Consider the following 22,947-nt stretch of genomic DNA (forward strand, 5'->3'; position numbering starts at 1 on the left):
AGGCTTGCCCGCGAAGGCTGACTGCCAGGCGCTACATGGCTCAGCCCTTGGCCCCGGCCTCCAGCATATTCTCCGGTCTTACCCAGGCATCAAACTCCTCATCGGTCAGATACCCCAACTGCAACGCCGCTTCCCGCAAGGTCAGCCCTTCGCCATAAGCCTTCTTGGCAATCTCCGCCGATTTGTCATAACCGATGTGCGGATTCAGCGCCGTCACCAGCATCAGTCCACGTTCCAGATGCTCCGCCATTTTCGCCGCATCCGGCTCCAGGCCAGCGATGCAATGCTGCTGGAAGTTGCTGCAACCATCGCCCAGCAGCCTGATCGATTGCAGCAGGTTGTGGATGATCACCGGTTTGAACACGTTCAGTTGCAGGTGGCCCTGGCTCGCCGCGAAACCGATGGCGACGTCGTTGCCCAAGACCTGGCAAGCCAACATTGACAGCGCTTCGCACTGGGTCGGATTGACCTTGCCAGGCATGATCGAACTGCCCGGTTCGTTGGCCGGCAGTTTCACCTCGGCAAAACCGGCACGCGGTCCGGAACCCAGCAAGCGCAGGTCGTTGGCGATTTTCATCAGGGTGACGGCGAGGGTTTTCAGCGCGCCGGACAGGGTGGTCAGGGGTTCATGACCGGCCAGTGCGGCAAATTTGTTCGGTGCGGTGACAAACGGCAGGCCGGAGAGGGCGGCCAGTTCGGCGGCGATCGCTTCGCCAAACCCGTGGGGCGAGTTCAAGCCGGTACCGACGGCGGTTCCGCCCTGGGCCAGTTCGCAGACGGCCGGCAGCGCGCTGCGGATCGCCCGTTCGGCATAATCCAGTTGCGCGATGAACGCCGACAGTTCCTGGCCGAAGGTAATGGGGGTAGCGTCCATCATGTGGGTGCGGCCGGTCTTGACCAGCTTCATGTGCCGCACGGATAACTCGGCCAACCCACCGGACAGTTCGCTGATCGCCGGCAGCAAATGCCGTTGCACGGCCTGGGCCGCGGCGATGTGCATCGCAGTGGGGAAGCAGTCGTTGGAACTCTGGGAGCGATTGACGTGATCGTTGGGGTGCACCGGGGTCTTGCCGCCGCGCGGGTTGCCGGCCAGTTCATTGGCACGACCGGCGATCACTTCATTGACGTTCATGTTGCTCTGGGTGCCGCTGCCGGTCTGCCAGACCACCAGCGGAAACTGGTCGTCGTGACTGCCGTCGAGCACTTCGTCGGCGGCCTGTTCGATCAGCCGGGCGATGTCGGCGGGCAGGTCACCGTTACGGTCATTGACCCGCGCCGCGGCTTTCTTGATCAGCGCCAACGCATGCAGCACCGCCAGCGGCATGCGTTCGTTGCCAATGGCGAAATTAACCAGCGAGCGTTGCGTCTGAGCGCCCCAGTAGGCTTCATCCGGGACTTCAACCTGGCCAAGGCTGTCGGTTTCGATACGGCTCATCGTGCACACTCCTGTTGGTCTGATAGCGCAGTTTAGGCCGTGATCTGTCACTGTGGTTCCATCAGTCTGGAATTTGACCGTTCACCCCCTCTAAATCAGGCCCCGCAAGGCTTGGGGTTGAGCCACACGGTTTTTTAGGCGCAGAATGGTCGCCCTTGGGGTTTTACCTCGCCTGCTAGAAAAGGAAACTCGATGACTCGTCTTCGTGCCATCTGTACCGCGGTTGCACTGGTTTGCGCCAGCGGCCCTGTTTTTGCCGATACCGCCAGCCACAACGCCAGTGCCGAGGCTTTCCTGACCCTGGCGCACGCTGACAAATTGGGCACTCCGGTGTACATGCAAGTGCAGCAAATGTTCGCTCAGCGCTTTGAACAGACCAAAGCCCCCGAGTCGAAAAAAGCCCTGCTGGAAACCTACCAGGCCAAGGCCAACGCCGCTCTGGACCAAGCCATCGGCTGGAACAAGCTGAAGCCGGACATGGTCAAGCTCTACACCACTAACTTCAGCGAATCCGAGCTCAAGGACCTGGTTGCGTTCTACCAGTCGCCACTGGGCAAGAAAGTCCTGGAAAAAATGCCGCAGCTGACCCAGCAATCCGCCCAGATGACCCAGGCCAAGCTGGAAAGCGCAGTGCCTGTAGTCAACAAACTGCTGGCCGACATGACTGCCGAGCTGGAGCCTAAAGGCGCCGCTCCAGCCAAGAAAAAGCCGTAAGCGGAGTTCGGTATGACCATGCAACAACGCATCGAATCGACGCTGGGCCTGTTACAGCCCGAGCATCTGCAAGTGCTGGATGAAAGCCACATGCACAGCCGTGGGTTACAGACTCACTTCAAGGCTGTGGTGGTCAGCGCGCAGTTCGAAGGGCTCAATCGCGTCAAGCGTCACCAGAAAGTCTACGGCACGCTCGGCGAGCTGATGGGCGAGTTCCATGCGTTGGCGCTGCATACCTACACGCCAGAGGAATGGACCCGGATCGACGCGGCCCCGGCCTCGCCGACCTGTGCTGGCGGCAGCAAATCCTGATACACCCTCCCTGTAGGAGCCAGGCTTGCCGGCGAAGAACGATTATGCGGTACAGCAGTTGCACCGCAGCGCCTGGTTCGCCGGCAAGCCTGGCTCCTACAGCGATGGTGTTATTTTTGCTAGAATCCGCAACGCGCCGCTCACCCGGCGCGTTTTTTTTCGCATCCGGTTCACCCCTTACGAGGGTAGCCACCTGGAGAATCACCCATGACACAACAGATTGTCGTGGCGGCACTGTATAAGTTCGTCACCCTGGAAGATTACGTCGCCCTGCGCGAGCCCCTGCTGCAAGCGATGGTCGACAACGGCATCAAAGGCACACTGCTGATCGCCGAAGAAGGTATCAACGGCACCGTGTCCGGTAGCCGCGAAGGCATCGACGGGCTGATGGCCTGGCTCAAGAACGACCCGCGCATGGACGACATCGACCACAAAGAGTCGTACTGCGACGACCAGCCGTTCTATCGCACCAAGGTCAAACTCAAGAAAGAAATCGTCACCCTCGGCGTCGAAGGCGTGGACCCGAACAAAAAGGTCGGCACTTACGTCGATCCGGAGAACTGGAACGCGCTGATCAGCGATCCCGAAGTGCTGTTGATCGACACCCGCAATGACTACGAAGTCTCGATCGGCACTTTCGAAGGCGCCATCGACCCGAAGACCACCAGTTTTCGCGAATTCCCCGACTACATCAAAGCCCATTTCGACCCGGCCGTGCACAAGAAAGTCGCGATGTTCTGCACTGGCGGCATTCGTTGTGAAAAGGCGTCGAGCTATATGCTCAGCCAGGGTTTCGACGAGGTTTATCACCTCAAGGGCGGCATCCTGAAGTACCTGGAAGAGGTACCGCAGGAAGAAACCAAATGGCAGGGGGACTGCTTCGTGTTCGATAACCGCGTGACCGTTCGTCACGACCTCAGCGAAGGCGACTACGATCAATGTCATGCCTGTCGCACACCGATCAGCGTCGAAGACCGCACATCCGAGCACTACGTGGCCGGCATCAGTTGCCCGCATTGCTGGGATAAGCTGAGCGAGAAGACCCGTCGCAGTGCCATTGACCGGCAAAAGCAGATCGAATTGGCCAAGGCGCGCAACCTGCCTCACCCGATCGGCTACAACTATAAGCAAACCCCTTCCGAGGCCTGAACCATGTCTGCGCAACGCCTGCTCTATGTGATGGACCCGATGTGTTCCTGGTGCTGGGGCTTTGCCCCGGTGGCCAACGCGCTGGTCGAGCAGGCGCACGCAGCGGGGGTGGAGGTGCACCTGGTGGTCGGCGGTTTGCGCACCGGCAGTGGCGCGGCGCTGGAACCGACGACCCGGCGCTATATCCTTGAACACTGGCAGGCGGTGACCGAAGCCACCGGCCAGCCGTTCAAGCAGGAAGGCGCGTTGCCCGAGGGCTTTGTCTACGACACAGAGCCTGCGTGTCGGGCACTGGTGACGGCGCGCAGCCTGGCGCCGGATTGCGCGTGGAAGCTGCTCGGGCTGATTCAGCACGCGTTCTACGCGCAAGGGCGCGATGTCACGCATGCCAGCGTGCTGGTGGAACTGGCGGAGCAAGCCGGTCTGCCGCGCATCGAGTTCGCCGCCGCGTTCGATCGTGCGGATCAGCATGCCGCTACGGCGGCCGATTTCACCTGGGTCCAGGACCTGGGCATCGCCGGTTTCCCGACCTTGCTGGCCGAGCGTAATGGTCAGTTGGCGCTGTTGACCAATGGCTATCAGCCGCTGGAGGTGTTGTCCCCGCTGCTCGGTCGCTGGCTGGAGCGTGCTGCCTGTGCATGACCTGCCCGATGACGCGCCAGTCCCCAAGCGCGTCGATCGTCTGAGCTGGGCGGAAATCCGGCGTCTGGCCCTTCAGCATAAAAAGTCATTGTGGATCGCCAACGGCGTGGCTGTACTGGCGACCCTGTGCAGCGTACCCATCCCCTTGCTTCTGCCGCTGCTGGTGGACGAAGTGTTGCTGGGGCACGGCGACACCGCGCTGAAAATCATGAACCACGCGCTGCCCGAAGTCTGGCAGAAAGCCGCGGGCTATATAGGTCTGATGTTATTGGTGACCTTGGGCCTGCGTTGCGCTGCGCTGCTGTTCAACGTGGTGCAGGCGAAGTTGTTCGCAGCGCTGGCCAAGGACATCGTGTATCGCATACGTGTACGCCTGATCGAGCGACTCAAACGCATCTCGCTGGGTGAATACGAAAGCCTGGGCAGCGGCACGGTGACCACGCACCTGGTCACCGACCTGGACACACTGGACAAGTTTGTCGGCGAAACCCTCAGTCGTTTCCTCGTGGCCATGCTGACCCTGGTCGGTACCGCCGGCATTCTGATGTGGATGCACTGGAAACTGGCGCTGTTGATCCTGCTGTTCAATCCGCTGGTGATCTATGCCACGGTGCAGTTGGGCAAGCGGGTCAAGCACCTGAAGAAACTCGAGAACGACAGCACCTCGCGTTTCACCCAGGCGCTGACCGAAACCCTCGATTCGATTCAGGAAGTGCGCGCGGGTAACCGTCAGGGCTTTTTCCTTGGGCGCCTCGGCCAACGGGCTCGTGAAGTACGCGACTACGCGGTGAGCTCGCAGTGGAAAACCGATGCGTCGAACCGTGCCAGCGGCTTGCTGTTTCAGTTCGGTATCGATATTTTTCGTGCCGCCGCCATGCTTACCGTACTGTTTTCCGACCTCTCCATCGGGCAGATGCTGGCGGTGTTCAGCTACCTGTGGTTCATGATCGGTCCGGTGGAACAACTGCTGAACCTGCAATACGCCTTTTACGCTGCCGGTGGCGCGCTGTCGCGGATCAACGAGTTGCTGGCCCGGGCCGACGAGCCTGAATATCCGGGGGGTGTCGACCCGTTCAACGGTCGCGAAACCGTCGGCATCGAAGTCCAGGGATTGAGTTTCGGCTACGGCGACGAGCTGGTGCTGAATCAGATGAACCTGTCGATCGCCCCCGGTGAAAAGGTCGCGATTGTCGGCGCCAGCGGTGGCGGTAAAAGCACCCTGGTGCAGTTGCTGCTGGGCCTGTACACGCCGCTTGCCGGGACCATCCGCTTCGGCGGTTCGACCCAGCAGGAGATCGGCCTGGAAACCGTGCGGGAAAATGTCGCCGTGGTCCTGCAACATCCAGCGCTGTTCAACGACACCGTGCGCGCCAACCTGACCATGGGTCGCGAACGTAGCGACGAGGCGTGCTGGCAGGCGCTGGAAATTGCGCAGCTGCACGCCACGGTTCGTGAATTGCCCAATGGCCTGGACAGTATCGTCGGCCGTTCCGGCGTGCGCTTGTCCGGCGGACAGCGTCAACGCCTGGCGATTGCGCGGATGGTGCTGGCCGAGCCCAAGGTGGTGATCCTCGACGAGGCCACCTCCGCCCTGGATGCAGCCACCGAATATAACCTGCACCAGGCATTGGCGCGGTTCCTGAGCAATCGCACCACCTTGATCATTGCGCACCGGTTGTCCGCGGTGAAACAGGCGGACCGGGTGCTGGTGTTCGACGGCGGGCAAATTGCCGAGGATGGCGACCATCAGCAATTGATTGCCGATGGTGGGTTGTACGCCAAGTTGTATGGGCATTTGCAGCAGATGTAGATCAGTTCCAGAGCACCTTGAGCGCGTCTCTTCCGCCATCATGTCCGAATTGTTGCATGACCACTGAGCACGACTCACAGGGCCGCATGGTCGTCACTATGTCGATGGAGCGGATTTGCGTCGGGTCGGGATACTTCTCACGAATAACCCTGATTAATTTGCTTTCGCTGTCCAGCGAGGTTGGCCGGGTTGCATCTATTGGTTTATAGGTTTTGATATCTTTGATAGTGAGGGGGACGGCCAATATCTTTCCCTCTGGCGTGACATTGAGGTTCGTTTTCGGGAAAGTCTGATTGAAGTCGATGTTGAAGTACGTTGCATTACCCTGCCGTACCTGATTGGCACCCAAGCTCCGAAACAACGGCAAATAGGGTGCTGCCCTGAGCCCCGGAAACACTGACGTAGATTTCCCTTTGCCCCGAAGTAGTCGTCACGTCGGCGAAGGCAATGTTTCTGGCATTGACCGGGCGTGCATATCTGGGTAACAGGTGGTGAAGTCTAGACATTGTGTCTTGGATCCGTAAGTAAGGATCGGCAAGCCTGGGTTTGATTATTGGAGACAGAAAAAGCGTATCCAGGATTTCTGCTGTTTTTTGCCGAAAGGGTTGTGAGGCTACCCCACTGCGTGTCCAGGTAGCGGCCCCTTCCGGTAGGGAGGTGACGATCATTCGGGTCGAGTGATCGAACATTAAAGCCTCTCCCGGGCTGGTGTCCACCTTCAGCCATCGCATATTACGGGCAGGATCAGCCGCTGTGCCAAGCGGGATCGCGATGTCTTCCATGGTTCTCATGGCGCGTTCGACGGCCTCGACTCCGTGGAGTCGGGCGGTGTTGTTTGCATTCAGCGAGCCGGTATATACCCGTGATAGTTCCCCGCCGAGCATGTCGTCGGCCATCTCGGCCGGCGTCAGGCGTTTGAATTTCAGTGGTTCGCTCAGACTGTTGCCCTTGGGTACTGTCGCGAGATAGTACTTGTCGGTGTTGACCCGGGTAAAAACGTGGATAGCCGTATCATCGATGGCGGGAACCACAACGGCCGCGACCCGTTGAATGTCGGTGGCCTGCTCATAGGTTCCAGGAATGTTAATGCGAGCGTAAATACCCTTTCGAAACTCTATGGTGGCGGTAATTGTCCTGCGGGGCACCAGATAGTTTTGGCTGAAACCCAAGGTTCTCAGATCGTCATGAACGCGGCGAGGTACATTGTTCGTAATTCGGTAGAGCCCGCCATCGCGTGTGAGGTACTGATTCTGGTGCCATGTTTGAGGTGTAGAGAGCTGGTCGCCAAACCACAGTGCATAACCCTTGGTTTCGTCGATTGAGCCGATCGAGGGGGTCGGAGCGGGAGTTGTACTGACAAAACTATTGATGCAGACAGTTTCGGCTATCACTCGCGTCAGACGGCACGGGACCAGTTTCAGTGCTTCGCTGTCATCGATCAGGCTGACTCGGCGCAAGATGTTGCCATCCAACCGGTAGGCGACGTCATCGAGATACATCGTGGTCCGGCCATCGACTTCAGGCATTTCTCGAACGCGTGTATTTTCCGGGATGTTGCACAGCACGCTATCGCTGTTTTTGCCAACGGTTGGATACAACGATGGCCCGATGGATAATTCGCTTTCAGACACTTTCAATCTGCGCCCGTAGGGTTTGCCGGATAGGGGATCGATCAAATAATGGGCTGACCTGGTGGGTGATCCGACATTGCGTACAGGGACGTCTGGAAGTCCTCGCAAAGTCGCCAGTCGGTCACTATTTGTGAGGGGCGTCCAGCGACCCGGATCAATTTGAGGCAAACCTGAGATGACGCTGTATCTACCAGCTCTGCCAGCGGCGTTCTGAATGCTCTTATATGCAGGCCTGAGCAGAGATTTAAAACCTGTATATAATCCCCGCAATGCCCCCCTCAAGAGTCGCAGGCCGAGTGTCGGAAGACCATAGAACGGGATTGTGTTCTGTACGAGTGAAATGGATAGCTTTGTCACAAGCATGCGGAACTCCGGAAGTGCAGCGCGTATACCGGATCGGACTGTTGTGGAGGCCAGCTTCATGGAGCCTGAGGTAAATTTTCCCACAGGGAATGCAAAGGAGGCTACATCGAAAAACAATCCATAAAAACCCCAAAGTTGTTTGTTGGGGTCGTTGGAAAGCAGATCGCTGATACTTCCAAAAAACGGAATAAAATCTTTGATACGCTGAGTAAAATAAGGACGGTTTTTAACTTTTTCTATCTCGGTTGTACCTCTGGCCACGGCGTAAAATTGTTTTTCGTCATAATAGAAAAAATGATGGGCAATATAATCAGCGAGCTTCAAGGCTTGAGAAAAGCCCGAGACTCCAGACGAGGAATACTCGCTGTCTGGGCTTGGTGATGGGGCCGAGAACGTTTCTCCAAACTGATCAATAATGGCTGTGCATGTTGCATTTTTTTTTGGGGGGGTACCGGTCTCATGAGCGTCCCAATCAAATGGAACACTTTTTCCCCGTACGACTGGTACATCGGGAACGAAAGACCCCTCGATCTGTTCTTTTTCTTCTTTTCCACCGAGCATGGATGCTGAAACGTCTGTACGTTCTCGAATGATTCCGGCTTTCGGTAAACATTCATAATAGGAAATCTTTGTTTTATAGTCGACCTGAAGAATGAATCCCATTCGGAGTCGAAGTGGGAGTGTGATTTCTGCCGTCTCGTTAGCTTTGCCTATCTCGTCGGTAGGTTTTCTCAAGGTGAACATCTTGATCTCTCCTTTTTCGATGGCTTGTCGATCATCGTAGGGGAGTGAAAAAAACTGACTTTTCAGTAGTGTCTGATAGGCGCTTTTCGTGAGTGTCAGGTAATTATTAAATTCCGATTCAAATATTTTTTCAATGTCGGGTAAGGGGTTTCGCGTCAGTGTTTCAGGAAGCCAGTGGGCGGTGGTTTTTATGGTTCGGTCCGCGTTAAAACTAATTCGGTGTTTGCTTCTGCTTACTCCGTCACTTGTGGTTATGAACCAGGTTTTATTTTTTGTCCATTTCCACGACATGTAAACATCTTTAAATGAGTAGACTTTGTCTGCTAAAGGACGAGTTGGGCGCCCTCCACCAATTGGTCCGAAATCCTCTATCAGTTTTCGTCCATCCGAAGTGAACGCGGAACTGGTGTTTATATTGCCAGAAACTGTCCGCGTTTCTCCAAATATAGTGGCAGAGGAGATAGGGTGTTCGCCCCCGAAATAGGCTTTCATTTCTCGTTCGGTGATGGCCGATCTTTCCGGATGCATGACATCCAATTGAATGATGGCTTTTCTCAATGCATCCGTGTGCTCGTCGAGCGCTTTGACGGATCGTTCTATTTCTTCCTGTGAGTAATCCGAATCGGCTCTCTCGAAGATGACGTCATTGGTGATGGCCCATTCCAAAGTCGGGGGAATTCTCGCCAGCGCGATAAGCTCCAGCTCTTCCGCAGTGGCTTGCATAGACCGCTGAAGCGGTAAATCGACCAATTGCTGAAAGGTCATCCGCTGGAGCAGGTCAGGTTCCATGGCTTCGGCGATCAATACACCATGGACGAAGTTTACCCAGACAACGGAACTGCTGTACGGCAGATCGGCGGGTGTGTCAGAAATCTGGAACTCCCTGGGGAACTCGGATTGGAACAACCGGGCGAGCAAGCGCGCCTCGGTCATGGAAGAGGCTCGTTTGGAGTCGAATAGATGCCGTTCGAACTCGGCCCAAATACGTGGGTAACTTTTTCCCCAATTTGAACGCTTGTGCCAAGGGTAACCGGCGATATCTTCCGGGCTGTCATTGCTTGACATATTTGTCCATAAACGAATGGCTTTACTGATCAGTTTGATCCGAACCTCCGCAGAGGCATCCTCGTCCGGCTGGCCGCCGTACCAATTTAAGCCTTCCAGTAATGCATTTCCCAATCGCTCGGACTCGGGAGAACGCAAGATGTCCTCGAGAACGACGGTTGGCGTTGTCCGGACTTTATCGGCAGTCGCTCTGGGGGATGTGTTTTTTTCGAGGTGGTGGAACAGCGAACTTTCTGTTTTGGGAAGAAATTGTTTAACGATGTCCGTGATCTTACTATTGGTAAGTTGGGATGTCAGGTTGTCCATTGTAAACGTTGGTTTGACTCGCTGTATTGCTTTTAGCGTTTTTTTGTCGTGCTGGTTGGGCGTACGAGGGCAAGCGTCGATATCGACACCGATGCCTAGCTGAAGCGAGTGGCGGGCGCGTTTTTCTTCCAGATTATGGATCGTGGCGCGATGTTCGGTGGTGTCCTTTGGATTCCAGGGAAGAATGCCATAATAGTTAATCATCTGCACTAGCTTGATCGCACCATCGCTGCGAATGACGCCGCCCAGTTTGACCGCAGCAAGGTTAATGGCCGGCATAAGGTCAATCAACTCCTGCTTGGTCGGCAGGCCCAATATCACCGTTCGCGTACCATCTTCCGAGGTGGCCTCGTACTTGACCTTGTTACCGTCGACCGTTAGCACCAACGTATCGGGATTGGCACCTGATTGCTGACAATGTGCTCGATATTCCGGATTTTTTACAAGCGGTTCCAATAGTTTTTGGCCCGGGGCACCGAGGCCCGCGAGTGGAGAATAGGCGTGGGGAACTATGCGAATGCTTTGCAGAACCGCTAACGAGATGTTGGGAGTATCTAAGTGGGTAATCATTGTGCCATAGTCGAACAGCGTGCCTTGGTGTTCCATTGCGGCAGAGAGTGTTGAAGCAGCTGTTATTGAGTGCTCACTCAATTCTGATGTTGTTAGATCCATTTTAGTGATCTCTCGCTTGGTTTATTTGTGAGGGTTGCGCATGCGACAAAGAGCTAGGTGGGTTTTTATAGTGGGGCGCGTAAAGAGTTGTACCAGCAGGAAAATAAAAAATGCAGTAGATATATATATTGTGAAGTCGAGTGCGGGGCATGGGCGTGGTGGTTTAAGGGTCGTTGCTCGGAGGTATTACTACGCGTCCCTTTGCCTGTTCGGGTTATGCCTTCTGGAACGCGTATAAACTGTGCGAGTCGGCCGGGGCGTGCGTGGGGAATCCGGAAATTGTGGCTATGGCTTGCCGGGAGAGTGAACGCCCCCTAGTCTAGCTGTAGCGATTTCGTCCGGACGACGAACGGGCAGTGCGAATGCAAGGGACCTCATGAATCAATCTCGGACTCTCGGAACGCCACGGCTGCTGGGCATCGTCTGGCCGTTTATCGCCGTCGTGCTGTTTCAGGCGCTGTTGGGAGGCGTCAGTCTGTACACGCTTTCCGCGGTTCGCGGCTACGTTGCCGGTGAAAGCCTGTGGTCCAAGGGCCAAAAAGACGCCATCTATTACCTCAACCTCTACGCCGACAGTCGTGACGAAACGATTTTTCGCAAATACCAGGACGCCATTGCCGTGCCTGAGGGTGGGCACGAGTTGCGTCTGGCGCTGGATCGTCAGCCACCGAACATCGAAGCGGCGCGATTGGCGATTCTCAAGGGTGGCAATCACCCGGATGACGTTTCCAGTGTGATCTGGCTGTACCTCAACTTCCGGCACTTCAGCTACCTGGAAAAAGCCATCGACCTCTGGAGGGACGGTGACGCCTATCTGGTGCGCCTCGATGACGTTGCGCAGCAGATGCACCGGCGCATCGCCGCCAGTCAAGCCACAGAGGCTGACATCAAACACTGGAAGGCGCAGATATTCGCCATCAATGACGGCGTGACGCCGGCGGCGAAGGCGTTCAGTGATGCCTTGGGCGAAGGTTCGCGGGTGATACTGCGGCTGTTGCTGGTGATCAATCTTGCCACTGCCCTGGGCTTGATTGTCTTGGCGCTGATGCGCACCCACAAGTTGCTCAAGCAGCGCCATGCGTTCGCCGACGCTCTGCAACTGGAGAAAGACCGGGCGCAGATCACGCTGCAATCGATTGGCGATGGCGTAATTACCACGGATGTAGAAGGCGCGATCGCCTACATGAACCCGGCCGCCGAGGCGTTGACGCACTGGAAGGCGGAACAGGCGACAGGGTTGCCGCTGGCAGCGCTGTTCAATCTGCTCGATGAGAACGCTGAGGCTGACGATTTTACCTTGATCGAGCACATTTTGAGCGGACAGCTCAGCGGTGGCAGGGAACAGTCCAAATTGATTCAACGTCTGGACGGCAGTACGGTGTCGGTCACGCTGGTCGGTGCGCCGATCCGCAATGCCGGCAAGGTCAGTGGCACCGTGCTGGTACTGCACGACATGACCCAGGAGCGGCAATACATTGCCAATCTGACCTGGCAGGCGACCCACGACGCGCTGACCGGGTTGGTCAACCGCCGCGAGTTCGAGTATCGCCTGGAGCAGGCGCTGCACTATCTGACGCGGCATTCGGGACGTCATGCGCTGATGTTCCTTGACCTGGATCAGTTCAAACTGGTCAACGATACCTGCGGTCACGCGGCCGGTGACGAGTTGCTGCGGCATATCTGTGCGTTGTTGCAATCCAGCCTGCGCGAGGGCGATACCCTGGCTCGATTGGGTGGTGACGAGTTTGGCATCCTCCTGGAAAACTGTGCCCCGCAAGCCGCGGAGAAAATTGCCGAGGTGTTGCGCCAGACCGTACAGAACCTGCATTTCGTCTGGAAAGGCCGACCCTTCATGACCACGGTGAGTATCGGCCTGGTGCATGTCACGCAGAGCCCGAGCACCCTCGAAACGTCGCTGCGCGCTGCGGATATGGCCTGCTACATGGCCAAGGAAAAGGGGCGCAACCGGGTTCAGGTCTATCATGCCGACGATTCGGAGCTGTCCCTGCGCTTTGGCGAGATGGCCTGGGTGCAACGTTTGCACATGGCGCTGGAAGACAATCGTTTCTGTTTATACGCCCAGGAAATCGCCCCCCTTGGCCATGCCGATCACGACGGCGGGCATATCGAAATCCTGTTGCGCCTGCATGACGAAGCCGGGCGGATGATTTTGCCCGACAGTTTTATTCCGGCCGCCGAACGTTACGGACTGATGACGTCCCTTGATCGTTGGGTCGTGGAGAACGTGTTCAAGATCATTGCCCAATGCATGGCCGAGAAGCGCAACTGCCCGCCGTTGGCCATGTGTGCGATAAATCTGTCAGGCACAACTATTGGAGATGAGGCGTTCCTGGACTTCCTGCGTGAACAATTTGTTGCATATGCGATTCCGCCTGAAATGATTTGTTTTGAAATCACAGAGACGAGCGCGATTTCAAATCTGTCGAGTGCAATAAAATTTATCAATGAACTCAAAGGGTTAGGTTGCCATTTTTCGCTGGACGATTTTTGCGCCGGAATGTCCTCATTCGCATATTTGAAACATTTGCCTGTAGACTTCCTGAAGATCGACGGGAGTTTCGTAAAGGATATGCTGGACGACCCGATTAACCGCGCCATGGTCGAAGTGATCAATCACATCGGGCATGTCATGGGTAAGCGCACGATTGCAGAGTTTGTCGAGACACCCCAGATCGAGCAGGCATTGTTGGAGATCGGGGTGGATTACGCTCAAGGGTATGTGATTGAACGCCCGCATCCGTTTACCTGCGATAGTCTGCAAAGTCGTCCTGCGCGGCCTCGGCCCTTGTTGTTCAAGGCGCCGGGCACGTTCCGCTGAAATCTCCCGCTGGTCCTTACAATCACAATCAAAAGGAGCTCGACAGTGATCGACACATTCAACAGAACCGGACCACTCATGGAAGCTGCAAGTTATCCCGCCTGGGCTCAGCGCCTGATCCAGGATTGCAGCGAGAGCAAGCGCCGGGTTGTCGAACACGAACTGTACCAGCGTCTGCGTGATAACAAACTCAGTGCAAAGACCATGCGCCACTACCTGATAGGTGGCTGGCCGGTGGTTGAACAGTTCGCTTTATACATGGCACAAAACCTGACCAAGACGCGCTTTGCCCGCCATCCAGGCGAAGACATGGCACGTCGCTGGCTGATGCGCAATATTCGCGTGGAACTCAATCACGCCGATTACTGGGTGCACTGGAGCCGTGCGCACGGTGTCAGCCTGGAAGATCTGCAAGCGCAACAGGTTGCCCCGGAACTGCATGCGTTGAGCCACTGGTGTTGGCACACCAGTTCGGCGGATTCGCTGATCGTTGCCATTGCGGCCACCAACTACGCCATCGAAGGCGCGACCGGGGAGTGGTCGGCGCTGGTATGTTCCAGTGGCGTCTACGCGGCATCGTTCCCCGAGGAAGATCGCAAGCGGGCCATGAAGTGGCTGAAGATGCATGCCCAGTATGACGATGCCCATCCGTGGGAAGCGCTGGAAATCATCTGCACGCTGGCGGGCATGAACCCGAGCAAGTCCCTGCAAGTGGAGTTGCGCCAGGCCGTCTGCAAGAGCTACGACTACATGTTCCTGTTTCTGGAGCGCTGTATGCAGCTTGAGCATGAGCAGAAGGCCCCGGTGATGCGTGAGCGAATGGCGCTGGCCGAAAGCTGATCCGTTACTCACCGTACTGAAAAAGCCCGCTCCCCCTGTCCGTCGGCAGGGAGGCGGGCTTTTCAGTTACTGCTGCGAATAGCTAGGCACTGACTTTCAGTCCAACCAGACCGGCAATGATCAGCGCCACACTGGCCAGTCGAAACAGCGCCATGGATTCGCCAAACAGAATGATCCCGGCGATCACTGTCCCGACTGCCCCCACACCCGTCCAGATCGCATAGGCGGTGCCCAGCGGCAATTCCTTCATGGCAAGACCCAGCAAGCCAAGGCTGATGGCCATGGCGGCAACGGTCAAGGCGGTGGGGAGAGGGCGGCTGAATCCGTCGGTGTACTTCAGGCCTACGGCCCAGCCGACTTCGAAGAGGCCGGCAAAAAACAGAATGATCCAGGACATGAGAGACCTCCATCGATTGACGGGGTCGTCCCCAGATTAATGACTCGATCGAGCCGCGAGGTCGTCCTCGCGTTGCGCGGAATAGTGCCCAATATTAACCAGGGGATCAAGTTCATGGATCAGTCAGTGGCCTCTTTGGCCGCTGTCGCCCTGTCTGCTTTCTCACCACAAAACCATTGTGGGAGCGAGCTTGCTCGCGATGGCGGAGTGTCAGTCGACATAGTTGCTGACTGTTACAACGCTATCGTCGGAACGCCGCCCGGAGCAAGCTCGCTCCCACAGTGGGTGATCACCAGGCTTTAGATCCCCTGCGGAGTTTCTTCCCCGCCCAGCGCCTCAACCAGCGCCGGCAGGAAGTCGCCGAAGGTCAGCATCATCAGGGTGAAGCTGGCATCCAGTTGGCCCAGGGCTTCTTCGCCACCATCCTGTTCAGCCTGGTCTTGCAGCAGGTCTTCGAATTTCAGGCGCTTGACCACCATCTTGTCGTCGAGGACGAACGACAGCTTGTCTTGCCAGGCCAGCGACAATTGAGTCACCACTTTGCCGGTGCTCAGGTGCAGCTGGATTTCTTCACTGGTCAGGTCCTGGCGCTTGCAACGCACGATGCCACCGTCTTCATGGGTGTCACGCAGTTCACACTCGTCCAGCACGAAGAAGTCGTCCGCGGCTTTCTGGGTGGTGACCCACTCCGTCATGGTCGCCGTCGGGGACATCTTCACGGTCAATGGACGCACCGGCAGCGTACCGATCACTTCACGCAGGGTGGACAGCAGGTCTTCGGCACGTTTCGGGCTGGCCGAGTTGACCAGGATCAGGCCCTGTTTCGGCGCGATGGCGGCGAAGGTCGACGAGCGACGGATAAAGGCGCGGGGCAGGAAGGCCTGGATGATTTCATCCTTGATCTGGTCACGTTCCTTTTTGTAGACCTTGCGCATTTGCTCGGCTTCGATCTCTTCGACCTTTTCCTTCACTGCGTCGCGCACGACGCTGCCCGGCAGAATGCGTTCTTCCTTGCGGGCGCTGATCAGCAGGAAGTCACCGCTGACGTGTACCAGCGGCGCATCTTCGCCCTTGCCGAACGGCGCGACAAAACCGTAGGTGGTCAACTCCTGACTTGCACATGGACGCGCCAGTTTGGTGGCCAGTGCAGTTTCCAACGCCTCGGCATCAACAGGCAGATCTTGGGTCAGGCGATAGAGAAGCAGGTTTTTGAACCACATGGGGTGAGTCTCTCCTTATATACAAAGGGGGGCATTATTCTCTTCGCGGCGCCATAGGCCAACCCTTAGCTAAGCCTTTGGAAGGCCTGCAAAAATTATTTAAAAAAGTGCTTGCCAGAGGTGGGGCTGCTCCGTAGAATGCGCGCCACACCGAACGTGAAGGGTGATTAGCTCAGCTGGGAGAGCGTCTGCCTTACAAGCAGAATGTCGGCGGTTCGATCCCGTCATCACCCACCATTCGCATTCAGTGTTACGCGCAGCGGTAGTTCAGTCGGTTAGAATACCGGCCTGTCACGCCGGGGGTCGCGGGTTCGAGTCCCGTCCGCTGCGCCATATTCGGTTACCTGGAACGCTGAACGCCAGGTCACCACGGAAAAGCCCGCTCACGCGGGTTTTTTTCTGTCTGAAGTTCCTGCAGGAAGCGTTGTTTCACCGGTTTTTAGATTTTTTTGAAAATTTATCAATTAAATCAACACTTTATAAAAACCTGTGGCATAATGTGCCCCGCAACGAAGGTAAAGGGTGATTAGCTCAGCTGGGAGAGCGTCTGCCTTACAAGCAGAATGTCGGCGGTTCGATCCCGTCATCACCCACCATTTACTTTCAACGCTACGCGCAGCGGTAGTTCAGTCGGTTAGAATACCGGCCTGTCACGCCGGGGGTCGCGGGTTCGAGTCCCGTCCGCTGCGCCATATTCGGTCATCTGGAATGCTGAACGCCAGATAACCACACGGAAAGCCCGCCTAGTGCGGGCTTTTTGCTGTCTGGAGATTAGCTTTTTGCCGGCGTCCCGCAGATAACGGCCATACGACCTGTAGGAGCCGGCTTGCCGGCGAAGGCGGCCTCAAGGCATGCACTGGCCGGATGGGCGCCTTCCCCACGGTGCGGCGATCCGACAAGCCGGCTCCTACAGGCGAAGATGACAGAAGCTTCACCCTCCGATTCCAGAAATGCGTTGAAACACCTGAACTTATCAGTCATTTCCTGCTCTCATGCCGGTAGCCATTGGTCGTGGCCGCCTGATAAGCTCGCGGCTTTACTCGATTGCCCTTTAGGCGCATGAACAAGGAAATAGCATGAAACAGCATCGGTTGGCGGCGGCGGTGGCCCTGGTTGGCCTGGTACTCGCGGGTTGTGATTCGCAGACCAGCGTAGAGCTGAAAACCCCGGCGCAAAAAGCTTCCTACGGGATTGGCCTGAACATGGGCAAGAGTCTCGCTCAGGAAGGCATGGATGATCTGGACTCCAAAGCCGTTGCCCAGGGCATCGAAGATGCCGTTGGCAAGAAAGAACAGAAGCTGAAGGATGAAGAGCTGGTCGAAGCCTTCGCAGCACTGCAAAAGCGTGCTGAAGAACGTATGGCCAAGATGAGCGAAGAGTCGGCAAGCGCCGGCAAGAAGTTCCTCGAAGACAACGCCAAGAAAGCCGGTATCACCACCACGGCTTCGGGCCTGCAGTACGAAGTGGTCAAGAAAGCCGATGGCGCACAGCCAAAGCCGACCGATGTAGTGACCGTTCATTACACCGGAACCCTCACTAACGGCACCGTTTTCGACAGCTCCGTCGAGCGTGGCAGCCCGATCGATCTGCCTGTCAGCGGTGTGATCCCGGGTTGGGTCGAAGGCCTGCAACTGATGCATGTCGGCGAGAAGTACAAGCTGTACATTCCTAGCGAACTGGCTTACGGCGCCCAAAGCCCGAGCCCGGCGATTCCAGCCAACTCGGTGCTGGTATTCGACCTGGAACTGCTGGCGATCAAGGATCCGGCAAAACAGGACGACGCTGCCAAGTAATCGGCGTCTGTTCCAACGACAACGCCTCGTTTATGCGAGGCGTTGTTGCATCTGACGTTCAGCAAGGGTAAACAATGCGAACGGATGCTGAACGCTGGAGTCATAGCCATTAAGGATGCCCGTGCTATCCGCGCCAGAGCGCCAAGTCAATGAAATCTTGGGTTTTTTTATGTGAGTGAAAAACGCCCGATCTGAGTTCAGCCCTTATGAAACGGGGCCTTCAGCCGCGAAAAGCAGCTCTGTTCACAAGGTTATCCACAATTTGTGTGGATAACATTTCAGTGGGAGGAATTATGAAAGCACCCTGGACTTTCGCTCGTTTTCTGCCACTCGCCGGACGTCTGCTCGCTCGTGGACGTTTGCCGACCTTGCTGTTCGCTGTCGCCAGCAAAGGTGCCAGTCAGGGCAACCGGCTGGGCAAGCTCAAAGATGATCTGCGCTTGTTGCAGGCGCTGTGCCTGGCCTATTGGCGAGGCGAGTACCGTGCCATCAGCCCGAAAGCGCTGATATCGGTGGTCGCAGGCTTAATGTATTTCCTCAGTCCGGTGGATGCAATTCCTGATTTCATTCCAATGTTCGGCATGCTCGATGACATTGCCGTGCTGGCCTGGCTGATGAAAGTCCTCGACGACGAACTCAACGCGTTCCGCGCCTGGCGCAAACGCCAGCTGCCGGAGAAGCTCGCCATTGTCGAGCGCCTGCCCGATACCCCGGAGCAACTCAAGCTTCAGCGCCCGAAAAAACACTGAGCCCATTCAGGACGTCCTTATATTCAAACTCCTCGCAACCTTGGTTCGCGACCTTGGCCGCTGTTAGGATTACACTCCATCTAGGGAAAAGTGCCGACTCGCTAAGTGTCGTTGTCCTACGGGGAAGTCATGGATATTCAGATAATCACACGCGAAGGCGAGCCCGAGTATGCGGTTTTGCCGTGGGCTCAGTATCAGGCTCTACTGAAAGCAGCAGGCATCAACGAAAAATCGCAACCGCCGAGTGAGCCTCCAGTGCGTCACGCGGCACCACCAGACCCGATTCTTCCAGGTCTGGATCAACTACGCAGTTTGCGCGAAGGGAAGGGCATCGCCATTGAGGCGCTGGCCCGCACGGTAGGCATCAGTCCGTCTTATCTGGCCTTGATCGAAAGTGGCGAGCGTCAACCCGACGCTGCGATTCGCCGCAGTCTGGCCTGGGAATTGAAGGTGCCAGGGTGGAGGGATGAATCGTGAGCGTACGCATCAGTCGTCACCATTGGGACGGATTACTCGGCGAGCTGGACCAGGCGCGTCGTCAGCGTCACCTTCTGACTTATCGCGCAGTGCTGGAGCGCTTGCAGCTTCCGACGCCGGCCATGCAAACCCTGACCGCTGCCCTTGAGCATCTGGCCGCGCTGGACGCCAAGGCCGAACAGCCCTTGCGCAGTTCGCTGGTGATCAGCCAAGGCGCCAGTCGCCTGCCGCGCACCGGCTTCTTCGAATGCGTCGAACGCCTGGGGCGCTTTTCCGGGCCGTCCGATGGTGTCGCTGCTGCATCCTGGCATGCCTCGGAAGTGGTGCGGGTGTTCGAGTACGAATACCCCGAGTCGGCGGAAGCCTGAATGTTTATGCGACTCAAGGCGCGGGCCGGTTACTGGCTGGCGCGCCGCTTGTTTCACTGGTCATGGTTCGTCCGCCAGCCCCGTGGCTGGAGCTGGCTCGAGGGCCAGTTCGCACGCATGGCGAACCTGGGTGACGTTGGCGCCCAGAGCTTCTATGGGCACATCCTGACCTTTCGCGGCGTTGGCCTTGGGGCACGCGAGGAAGGCGTGCGCTTGTTGCGCCTGGCGGCGCTGGCGGGGGATGGCAAGGCGGCGTATCAGGTGGGCGTGATCAGCCTGGCAGGTACGGCGAGCAAGGCGCCGGATCCGGTTGAAGCGGCGCGGTTCTGGGAGATGGCGGCGAAGGCGGGGCATCCGTTGGCGCAGATGAAGCTGCAAGAGCTGGCATCGCGTGGATCGCCCCATTAATTCTGACATACGGGTGATTGGGAATTTGTCCTACGCACAGATGCGATTTTACTGACTTCTTTCCTGAACGATCGACTACAAATTGGCGCGCGTGTTTGTGCTGCAGAAGCATTGATGTCTTTCCAGGAATTTTCTGGACAAGGTCGTCGGAAGTTTCCTTCAAGTTGTAGTGGTTTGCGTGAACTGGCGGAACGTGGAATATATCGATAGTCTTTAGCGGTCACTGCAAGACAGGGGTAAGGTGTAAGAACCCTTAGACTTCAACGCGCATCATCGCTGGCGTTTGAGCGTCACTTCGTGTCTGTGCTCATTCATGCCGACTGTGTGCGGGGCACGTTTCGACGTGGCTAAGTTGGAGTGCCTCAGTTTCGCTGCGGACGTACCATTCAAACAAACAATTCGTTATCAGGAGATAGAAGATGCATGTTAAATCGGTAACTTTTGCTGCAACCCTCCTTCTTTCAGCCCACGCTGCTGCTATGGCAGAAAATCAGACTTCGTTTGACAAAAATATTGTAAAGGAGCGGTCGCAAGTCTTGGTTACCAATCCTACATCTAAAAGCACTCCCCCAGGTCAGCAACAAGTAGGGCAGATGGTTGCTGGGACTACTTGCAAGCTGTTCATGAAGCCGCACCCGCTCGCCTGCAACTAAGCTTGCGCCACTCGAGGCTGGCAGTTGCTGGCCTCTCCTTTATATTAATGGAAATCTGGAATGGAATCTCTATTCAAGTCTCTATCCGTCGGAAATGAACGGATATTCGACTCTATTGTCTATGCGCAAAATGAAGTGGTCGGCATAGTGCGTCCGGCCGTTATTGAGGGTTGCAAGGGCACAGAGTCGGCCTACATTGCTGGACCAGAAGGAATTATAGAGCTCCCCCTTCCAGCCACTCAGGAAGCCGTCTTTGAAGCTCTGGTTTTATCGCGCTCTATTCTTTTTGGAGATGAAGAGCAGGTTTTCGCGGCACGTGAGCTGCTGCGCAATGAAAAGACCAGTAGAACTGCATCATATTTTTGCTGTGTCTCTCGCAATTGCCAAGAGCTAATTAGCGCCTTTGAACGTATCAAAAATGCTCGGACATTAATAGTCGGATGTGGTGGGATCGGTTCGCTAGTTGCTATGCAGCTTGCTGGCGCCGGCATTGAAGATCTGGTTCTTGTTGATCCCGACATTATTGAAGCGAGTAACCTAAATCGGCAATTCCTGTGGGAAATAAATGATATTGGTCGACCAAAAGTCGAAGTGCTTAAAAATGCCTTAGAATGTCGCTATTCATTGAGGAGTTGTCGTGCGCTCGTGCAGAAAGTTAGCGACAGTCAACTTGATGAGTTGACCAGGGACGTAGATTTGGTTGTGTTGTCGGCTGATGAACCATTGGGCGTTGCTCAAGTAAAATTGCAGGAGTTATCACGGGAAAGGAATTTTTTAACCATTTCCTGCGGCTATTACCAGAGCACAGCATTGGTGAAAGTGTTCGGCAAGTCGGAAGCTCAAGCAGATGATGATTCTTGCACAATTGAATGGGCAAGGACTCCAAATTTTATTGGCCCAAGTTTTGGGCCGATAAATGTAGAGGTGGCCGGTGTGGTCGCATCGTCCGCAATTCATGCGATAGGATTCCCTGAAAGTATATATTGGCGTGAAAAAAATAGTGGGCTTAGCTTATCTTGGATTCCATTTTCCCGTCGTGAAGCATTCTTGAGTTAGGAGTGAGAATGAAACTTATAACAATTGGCGGCGGTGAAATTTCCCAACTCGAAACATTGGAACTAGATTATTTTATTTGCAGCCAGACAGGTAAAAGAGAACCGAACGCCCTCTTCATCCCAACCGCGAGTGGCGACGCTGAGGGATATTGCAAATCCTTTCAGCATGTCTATGGCGAGCAGCTTGGATGCAACGTTGATTTTCTCCTGGCTACAAAATCAAACTTCTCCCAACAAGATGCGATACAAAAAATTCTTAATGCAGACCTTGTGTATGTCGGGGGCGGAAATACACAAAAGATGCTCGCAATATGGCGAGATCACGGGATCGATGTGGCCCTTCGCCAAGCTGGACAAAATGGCACCGTTCTGTCTGGTCTGAGTGCAGGAGCCATTTGCTGGTATGAGGCAGGGCTTAGCGACTCGGATCGTTTCGCCGTTAGTGATGCTTCAAGCTGGAGCCTGAAGCGGCTTGAAGCGCTGGGCTTTCTGCCAGGCGTTTTCTGCCCTCACCTCGATAAAGAACAGAGGCATGAACCTCTGCTGAATCTTGTTCGTTCGTCCGGGGAGACGGCCGTTGCTTGTGACAATGGGGCTGCAATCTTCTGGGATAATGATAGCGCTCAAGTCTTCACTTCACTCCCTGGCGCACACGCCTATATCTACACAGAGCAAACTGGTGAGGTGCGTGTTGATCGATTTGCCTCGGGAGAAAAGCTGCCATTGTAGTCTCTGCAAGCCATGCAAACCTTGACCGCCGCCCTTGAGCATCTGGCCGCGCTAGATGCCAAGTCCGAACAGCCTTTGCGCAGTTCTCTGGTGATCAGCCTGGGCGCCAGTCGCCTGCCGCGCACCGGCTTTTTTGAATGTGTAGAACGTCTGGGGCGTTTTTGCGGGCCATCCGATGGCGTCGCCGCCGCATCCTGACCTTTCGCGGCGTTGGTCTTGGGGCACGCGAGGAAGGCGTGCGCTTGTTGCGCCTGGCGGCGCTGGCGGGGGATGGCAAGGCGGCGTATCAGGTGGGCGTGATCAGCCTGGCAGGTACGGCGAGCAAGGCGCCGGATCCGGTTGAAGCGGCGCGGTTCTGGGAGATGGCGGCGAAGGCTGGGCATCCGTTGGCTGAGATCAAGCTTAAAGCGTTGGCATCTCGCGGTGCTGCGGATTAACCATCTGTGCATCTGGCAAACAAACGTGGCGTGAGGGGAACCTCTCGCCACGTCTGCGTTTCTGGCTATTCATTTTTATGGTGGCGAATTAAAGATTTGCCCTACATCAACATCATCCCTTTCTGACTTCTTTTCTGTT

At 56.1% G+C, this 22,947-nt stretch carries 21 protein-coding genes, 4 tRNA genes and 2 pseudogenes; 22 read left to right on the plus strand and 5 right to left on the minus strand.

What is annotated here, in order from left to right; all coding sequences use genetic code 11:
• Positions 1-40: 40 nt before the first annotated feature.
• Entirely contained in the window at positions 41-1,435 is a 1,395-nt protein-coding gene (locus F8N80_RS10770) for a class II fumarate hydratase (protein ID WP_150744460.1), read from the minus strand.
• A gap of 192 nt (positions 1,436-1,627) precedes the next feature.
• Between F8N80_RS10770 and F8N80_RS10775 the strand changes: the two genes are divergently transcribed.
• Genes F8N80_RS10775 through F8N80_RS10800 form a run of 6 tightly spaced genes read left to right on the plus strand, consistent with a single transcriptional unit; the run spans position 1,628 to position 6,062 of the window.
• Positions 1,628-2,149, plus strand: a complete 522-nt coding sequence (locus F8N80_RS10775) for a DUF2059 domain-containing protein (RefSeq protein ID WP_150631677.1) — start codon at positions 1,628-1,630, stop codon at positions 2,147-2,149.
• Positions 2,150-2,161: 12 nt separating this feature from the next.
• Entirely contained in the window at positions 2,162-2,461 is a 300-nt protein-coding gene (locus tag F8N80_RS10780; protein WP_150783835.1) for a BolA family protein, read from the plus strand.
• A 25-nt stretch (positions 2,462-2,486) separates the two neighbouring features.
• A complete protein-coding gene (locus F8N80_RS10785; RefSeq protein WP_064676462.1) occupies positions 2,487-2,672 on the plus strand; it encodes a hypothetical protein in 186 nt (61 codons plus the stop codon).
• Positions 2,669-3,610 (plus strand): oxygen-dependent tRNA uridine(34) hydroxylase TrhO, encoded by a 942-nt coding sequence (gene trhO / locus F8N80_RS10790; RefSeq protein WP_150744462.1) that lies wholly within the window; start codon positions 2,669-2,671, stop codon positions 3,608-3,610. Before F8N80_RS10785 ends, trhO begins: the two co-directional genes overlap by 4 nt.
• Positions 3,611-3,649: 39 nt before the next feature.
• The gene (locus tag F8N80_RS10795) at positions 3,650-4,252 is read left to right on the plus strand and encodes a DsbA family protein (RefSeq protein ID WP_191632903.1); all 603 of its coding nucleotides are present in this window, start codon (positions 3,650-3,652) and stop codon (positions 4,250-4,252) included.
• Positions 4,245-6,062, plus strand: coding sequence for an ABC transporter ATP-binding protein (locus F8N80_RS10800; RefSeq protein WP_150744464.1), 1,818 nt, complete (start codon positions 4,245-4,247; stop codon positions 6,060-6,062). The genes F8N80_RS10795 and F8N80_RS10800 overlap by 8 nt, the downstream gene beginning before the upstream one ends.
• 1 nt (position 6,063) lies before the next feature.
• Here F8N80_RS10800 and F8N80_RS10805 read toward each other — a convergent pair whose 3' ends face one another.
• Both F8N80_RS10805 and F8N80_RS10810 read right to left on the minus strand, forming a co-directional pair.
• Entirely contained in the window at positions 6,064-6,411 is a 348-nt protein-coding gene (locus F8N80_RS10805) for a deaminase domain-containing protein (protein ID WP_191632898.1), read from the minus strand.
• Complete coding sequence (locus F8N80_RS10810) at positions 6,383-10,843, minus strand: hypothetical protein (protein ID WP_150783838.1); 4,461 nt, start codon at positions 10,841-10,843, stop codon at positions 6,383-6,385. Before F8N80_RS10810 ends, F8N80_RS10805 begins: the two co-directional genes overlap by 29 nt.
• A 376-nt stretch (positions 10,844-11,219) precedes the next feature.
• Here F8N80_RS10810 and F8N80_RS10815 point away from each other — a divergent pair, with 376 nt between their 5' ends.
• Complete coding sequence (locus tag F8N80_RS10815; RefSeq protein ID WP_150783839.1) at positions 11,220-13,682, plus strand: EAL domain-containing protein; 2,463 nt, start codon at positions 11,220-11,222, stop codon at positions 13,680-13,682.
• A 78-nt stretch (positions 13,683-13,760) separates the two neighbouring features.
• On the plus strand, positions 13,761-14,522 hold the full coding sequence (locus tag F8N80_RS10820; protein ID WP_412071169.1) for a TenA family transcriptional regulator: 762 nt from the start codon (positions 13,761-13,763) through the stop codon (positions 14,520-14,522).
• A gap of 82 nt (positions 14,523-14,604) precedes the next feature.
• Here the strand turns inward: F8N80_RS10820 and sugE are convergent, their stop codons facing one another.
• Together sugE and rdgC are read right to left on the minus strand one after the other, a co-directional pair.
• Entirely contained in the window at positions 14,605-14,919 is a 315-nt protein-coding gene (gene sugE, locus F8N80_RS10825) for a quaternary ammonium compound efflux SMR transporter SugE (protein ID WP_027922462.1), read from the minus strand.
• A 299-nt stretch (positions 14,920-15,218) separates the two neighbouring features.
• Positions 15,219-16,139, minus strand: coding sequence for a recombination-associated protein RdgC (rdgC, locus tag F8N80_RS10830; protein ID WP_150744468.1), 921 nt, complete (start codon positions 16,137-16,139; stop codon positions 15,219-15,221).
• Between the two features lie 161 nt (positions 16,140-16,300).
• Here rdgC and F8N80_RS10835 point away from each other — a divergent pair.
• The 14 genes and pseudogenes from F8N80_RS10835 to F8N80_RS10900 form a co-directional block, all read left to right on the plus strand.
• Positions 16,301-16,376: transfer RNA gene (locus tag F8N80_RS10835), tRNA-Val, on the plus strand.
• Positions 16,377-16,395: 19 nt separating this feature from the next.
• Positions 16,396-16,472, plus strand: a tRNA-Asp gene (locus F8N80_RS10840).
• A gap of 187 nt (positions 16,473-16,659) precedes the next feature.
• A tRNA-Val gene (locus F8N80_RS10845) sits at positions 16,660-16,735 on the plus strand.
• Positions 16,736-16,754: 19 nt separating this feature from the next.
• Positions 16,755-16,831 (plus strand) — tRNA-Asp (locus F8N80_RS10850).
• A gap of 384 nt (positions 16,832-17,215) precedes the next feature.
• Complete coding sequence (locus F8N80_RS10855; RefSeq protein ID WP_150744469.1) at positions 17,216-17,932, plus strand: FKBP-type peptidyl-prolyl cis-trans isomerase; 717 nt, start codon at positions 17,216-17,218, stop codon at positions 17,930-17,932.
• Positions 17,933-18,225: 293 nt separating this feature from the next.
• Positions 18,226-18,681, plus strand: a complete 456-nt coding sequence (locus tag F8N80_RS10860) for a YkvA family protein (protein ID WP_150744470.1) — start codon at positions 18,226-18,228, stop codon at positions 18,679-18,681.
• A 129-nt stretch (positions 18,682-18,810) separates the two neighbouring features.
• Positions 18,811-19,158: a helix-turn-helix domain-containing protein gene (locus F8N80_RS10865; RefSeq protein ID WP_150744471.1), complete on the plus strand. Its 348-nt coding sequence runs from the start codon at positions 18,811-18,813 to the stop codon at positions 19,156-19,158.
• Positions 19,155-19,526, plus strand: a complete 372-nt coding sequence (locus F8N80_RS10870) for a hypothetical protein (RefSeq protein WP_150744472.1) — start codon at positions 19,155-19,157, stop codon at positions 19,524-19,526. Before F8N80_RS10865 ends, F8N80_RS10870 begins: the two co-directional genes overlap by 4 nt.
• Positions 19,527-19,934, plus strand: a complete 408-nt coding sequence (locus F8N80_RS10875) for a sel1 repeat family protein (RefSeq protein WP_150783840.1) — start codon at positions 19,527-19,529, stop codon at positions 19,932-19,934. It abuts the gene before it with no gap.
• A 419-nt stretch (positions 19,935-20,353) separates the two neighbouring features.
• Complete coding sequence (locus tag F8N80_RS10880) at positions 20,354-20,587, plus strand: hypothetical protein (protein WP_150783841.1); 234 nt, start codon at positions 20,354-20,356, stop codon at positions 20,585-20,587.
• 60 nt (positions 20,588-20,647) lie between these two features.
• Positions 20,648-21,643, plus strand: coding sequence for a ThiF family adenylyltransferase (locus F8N80_RS10885; RefSeq protein WP_150783842.1), 996 nt, complete (start codon positions 20,648-20,650; stop codon positions 21,641-21,643).
• Between the two features lie 8 nt (positions 21,644-21,651).
• Positions 21,652-22,371, plus strand: a complete 720-nt coding sequence (locus F8N80_RS10890; protein ID WP_150783843.1) for a peptidase E — start codon at positions 21,652-21,654, stop codon at positions 22,369-22,371.
• A 9-nt stretch (positions 22,372-22,380) separates the two neighbouring features.
• Positions 22,381-22,569 (plus strand): annotated as a pseudogene (locus F8N80_RS10895) (hypothetical protein); the annotation flags it as partial.
• Positions 22,563-22,808, plus strand: a pseudogene (locus F8N80_RS10900) (sel1 repeat family protein); the annotation flags it as partial. The pseudogenes F8N80_RS10895 and F8N80_RS10900, both read left to right, overlap by 7 nt.
• Positions 22,809-22,947 lie beyond the last annotated feature (139 nt).

The organism is Pseudomonas fluorescens (assembly GCF_902497995.1).
Taxonomy (GTDB): Bacteria; Pseudomonadota; Gammaproteobacteria; order Pseudomonadales; family Pseudomonadaceae; genus Aquipseudomonas; species Aquipseudomonas fluorescens_BK.